Source organism: Pseudonocardia pini (genome assembly GCF_013870575.1).
Taxonomy (GTDB): Bacteria; Actinomycetota; Actinomycetes; order Mycobacteriales; family Pseudonocardiaceae; genus Pseudonocardia; species Pseudonocardia pini.
This window is the reverse complement of the sequence record NZ_JACBXB010000498.1, coordinates 1-4,151: the sequence shown is the minus strand read 5'-3', so window position 1 is coordinate 4,151 and position 4,151 is coordinate 1. Positions and strand designations below refer to the sequence as shown.

Genomic DNA, 4,151 nt, shown 5'->3' with positions numbered 1-4,151 from the left:
GTCCGCGGTGGCGGAGAGCCGCTCCCCGTCCCGCATGGCCTGGAACGACCCGAAGTCCAGCCCCGCGCAGAAGTCCGGACCCTCACCCGAGAGCACCACGGCACGCAGCCCGGGCTCGGCGGCCAGGCCCTCGCCGGTCCGGACCAGCGCGGCGAACATCGCCGGGTCCAGGGCGTTGCGCTTCTCCGGCCGGGCCAGCCGCACGTCCGCGACCCCCGCCGTGATCGTGACGGTCACCCGCTGTTCGGGCATCGTGCTTACCTCCCCGTGAACCGGGCGGGCCGCCGCTGCAGGAACGCGGCGACCCCCTCGGCGTGGTCCTCTGACGCGAAACACTCTGTCAGCGCGTCCCGCGTGGCGCCGACGTGGTCGGCCATGGTCGTCCCGGCCCCCGAGAGGACCAGCTGCTTGGTGCGCGACAGCGCGAAGGGCGACGCGGTGGCGATCCGCTCGGCGAGCTCCCGCGCGGCCTTGCCCAGCTCCTCCGACGGGTGCACACCGGCCGCGAAACCCGTGGCCACCGCCTCGTCCGCGCCCAGGTCGTCCCCGGTGTAGAGCAGCCACAGGGCCGCGGGGGTGCCGATCTGGCGGGGGAGCAGCCAGGTGCCCGCCCCGGTGTCCGAGACCAGCCCGCGGTGCACGAAGTTCCAGCGGAACCGCGCCCGCGGCGAGACGAGCCGGATGTCGGCCTGGGTCGCGAACTCCGCACCCATCCCGACGGCCATCCCGTCGACCGCGCAGACGACCGGCTTCGGGCACTCCATCAGCGCCGGGACGCCTCGCTGTCGGCCCCCGCCGCGGTCGTCGGGCGAGCGGCTCGCCAGGTCCGCGAGGTCGATGCCGGCGCAGAAGCTGCCGGGCACGCCTGTGACCAAGAGCACGCCTACTTCGGGATCCGCCCCCGCGGCGTCGATGCGGTCGGTGAACTCGGCCAGCATCGCGTAGGTCATCGCGCCCTTCTTGGCCGGGCGGTCGATCGTCAGCGTGGCCACTCCCGACGCCACCTCGTAGCGGATCTCTTCCATGCGACCCCTTCCGTCGGCCCCGTTGCCGGTGTCATCCTAGCTGAACGATCGTTAAGGAGGACTCGTGGATTTCGCGCTGCCGGTGGAGTTGACCCAGAAGCTCGAGGAGATTGACGCGTTCATCGAGCGGGAGATCGTGCCGCTGCAGGCGCAGGACGACAACGAACGCTTCTTCGACCATCGTCGGGAGTGGGCGCGCACGGACTTCGAGGCGGGTGGCACGCCGCGTCGCGAGTGGGAGGAGCTGCTGCGCGAGATGCGCCGCCGCGCCGACGCCGCGGGGTGGTTGCGGTACGCCCTGCCGAAGGAGGTGGGTGGCCAGGACGGCACCAACTTCGACATGGCGGTGATCCGGGAGCACCTGGCGCACAAGGGTCTCGGGCTGCACAACGACCTGCAGAACGAGTCGAGCGTGGTCGGGAACTTCCCGTTCGCCCACATGCTGCTCGCCTTCGCCACCGAGGAGCAGAAGGACGAGTACCTGGAGCCGATGCTGACCGGGAGGGCCCGGATCGGGTTCGGGCTGACCGAGCCCGACCACGGCTCGGACGCGACGTGGATGGAGACCAACGCGGTCCGCGACGGCGACGACTGGATCATCAACGGGGCCAAGCGGTGGAACTCGGGGATGCACTCGGCGACCCACGACGTGGTGTTCGCCCGGACCAGCGGCGAGGCCGGGGACGGGCGGGGGATCACAGCGTTCTTCGTGCCCACGGACACGCCGGGGTTCTCGGTGGACTTCCACTGGTGGACGTTGAACATGCCCACCGACCACGCCGAGGTGACGATCACCGACGTGCGCGTGCCGAACTCGGCGATCTTCGGTGAGGAGGGCATGGGGTTGGCGGTCGCGCAGACCTTCGTGCACGAGAACCGGATCCGCCAGGCCGCGTCGGGGGTGGGTGCGGGGCAGTTCTGCATCGACCGGGCGGTGGCCTACGCGCGGGAGCGGGTGACGTTCGGGGCGCCGCTGGCGACCCGGCAGGCGATCCAGTGGCCGTTGGTGGAGCTGCAGACCGAGGCGGAGATGCTGCGCGGGCTGGTGCGCAAGACCGCGTGGGAGCTGGACCGGGTGCCGCACATGGAGATCAGCGACAAGGTCTCGATGTGCAACTACCGGGCGAACCGGTTCGTGTGCGAGGCGGCGGACCGGGCGATGCAGGTCCACGGTGGGCTGGGGTACTCGCGGCACACGCCGTTCGAGCACATCTACCGCCACCACCGCCGCTACCGGATCACCGAGGGCGCGGAGGAGATCCAGATGCGCAAGGTCGCCGGCTACCTGTTCGGCTTCGCAGGCCCGAACAAGGTGCGCTGAGGCCGTGCTCGAGCCCGGACCGGTAGTCTCGCCGCACGTCGGGAGGCCTTCCGGCGCAACGGAGGAGGGGACGACCGGTGGCAGGACGCCCGAGTGCCGCGCCGGGCGACGCAGTGATCATCGAGGCGTCGATCGCCACGATGGCGCAGCACGGCTACCACGGAACCTCCGTGCGGGACATCGCGCTGCGGGCCGGACTCTCGCCCGCGGCGCTGTACCACCACTTCCCGTCGAAGCAGGCCGTCCTCGCGGTGATCATGGAGCGGGGGATCGAGGCCCTGCTCGCGCGCAGTCGGGAGGCGGTGGAGCAGGCGGGGGAGGACCCCGTCGAGCAGCTGCGAGCCCTGGTGGCGGTGCAGATCCTGTTCCACCTCGAGGACCAGCGCGGCACGCTCCTGGGCACCAGCGAGCTGCGTGCGCTGGAGGAGCCGACCCGGACCCCGCACCTGGCGAAGCGGCAGGCCCAGCAGCGGCTGTTCGACGGCGTGGTGGCCGCCGGGGTGGAGAAGGGCGTGTTCCACACCCCGCTGCCCGCCGAGGCCGCGCGGGCGATCGTGGTGATGTGCACCGGCGTCGCGAGCTGGTTCTCGCCCTCGGGGTCCGCCACCCGCGAGGAGATGGTGGAGCGCTACCAGCGCCTCTCGCTGGACATGGTCGACGCCGAGTAGGCACCCCGTGACCGCGGAGCTGGCGAAGCAGCTCGCGGTCGCGCTCGCCGAGGTCCTCGGGACGGACGTCGAGGTCGCCGGGCTGCACCGGCTCACCGGCGGTGCGAGCCGCGAGACCTGGTCGTTCACCGCGAACGGGGAGCGGCTGATCCTGCGCCGCGACCCGCCCGGCACGACCGACCGCCCCCACGGGATGGTCCTCGAGGCGAGGGCGATCGCGGCCGCGGAGCGGGCGGGCGTGCCCGTGCCGCACCTGGTGGACCACGGGGCCGACCCCGCCGTCGTCGGGGCGCCGTATCTGGTCACCCGGCACGTCGACGGCGAGACGATCGCCCGGCGGCTGCTGCGTGACCCGCAGTACGCCGACGTGCGGCCCAGGCTCGCCGCGGAGCTGGGACGGGCGGTGGCGCGGGTGCACGCCATCCCGCTCGCCGAGGTCCCCGGGCTGGAGGAGCGCGAGCCGCTCACCCACCTGCGGGAGACCTACGACGCGTTGGGCGAGCCCCTGCCGTCGGTGGAGATCGCCCTGCACTGGTTGGAGCGCAACCGGCCGGACGCGGTCCCCGAGGCCGTCGTGCACGGGGACTTCCGCAACGGCAACATGATCATCTCGGCCGACGGGGTGCAGGCGGTCCTGGACTGGGAGGCCGTGCACCGCGGCGACCCGCGCGAGGACCTCGGCTGGCTCTGCGTGAAGTGCTGGCGCTTCGGCGAGGAGCCCGCCGTCGGCGGCTACGGCCCGCTCGCGGACCTCCTCGACGGCTATGCCGAGGTCGCGGGCACCCGCCCCGACCCGGCGGCCGTCCGGTGGTGGCAGGTGTACGGCACCGCGCGGTGGGCGGTCGGCTGTCGGGGGATGGCGGAGCGGCACCTCTCCGGTGCCGTCCCGTCCGTGGAGCTGATCGCGATCGGCCGCCGGGTGTGCGAGCAGGAGCACGACCTGCTGCTCGCCCTCGGGCACCCGGCGGGCGACCCCACGGTGGAGCCCGCGCCCGTGTCCGACCTGCACGGGCAGCCGACCGCCGCCCAGCTGCTGGACGCCGTCGCGATGTACCTGCGCGAGGACGTCATGCCCGGCTTCGCGTCGATGGTCGGCTCGGAGGGCCTCGCCTCCGCGGGCCGCCTGAGCTTCAACGC

The 4,151-nt window shown here is 72.8% G+C and carries 5 protein-coding genes; 3 read left to right on the top strand and 2 right to left on the bottom strand.

The features are described from left to right. Positions 1–252: enoyl-CoA hydratase-related protein (locus H5J29_RS23260; protein ID WP_181783167.1), on the bottom strand; the 252-nt coding region annotated here is incomplete at its 3' end. 5 nt (positions 253–257) lie between these two features. Beyond that, complete coding sequence (locus H5J29_RS23255; protein WP_181783166.1) at positions 258–1,025, bottom strand: enoyl-CoA hydratase/isomerase family protein; 768 nt, start codon at positions 1,023–1,025, stop codon at positions 258–260. 64 nt (positions 1,026–1,089) lie between these two features. On the opposite strand from H5J29_RS23255, the gene H5J29_RS23250 reads away from it, so the two are divergent. From H5J29_RS23250 to H5J29_RS23240, 3 genes are all read left to right on the top strand, one after another. Beyond that, positions 1,090–2,346: an acyl-CoA dehydrogenase family protein gene (locus H5J29_RS23250; RefSeq protein ID WP_181783165.1), complete on the top strand. Its 1,257-nt coding sequence runs from the start codon at positions 1,090–1,092 to the stop codon at positions 2,344–2,346. A 77-nt stretch (positions 2,347–2,423) separates the two neighbouring features. Continuing rightward, complete coding sequence (locus H5J29_RS23245; protein ID WP_181783164.1) at positions 2,424–3,014, top strand: TetR/AcrR family transcriptional regulator; 591 nt, start codon at positions 2,424–2,426, stop codon at positions 3,012–3,014. A 7-nt stretch (positions 3,015–3,021) separates the two neighbouring features. After that, positions 3,022–4,151: phosphotransferase family protein (locus H5J29_RS23240; RefSeq protein WP_181783163.1), on the top strand; the 1,130-nt coding region annotated here is incomplete at its 3' end.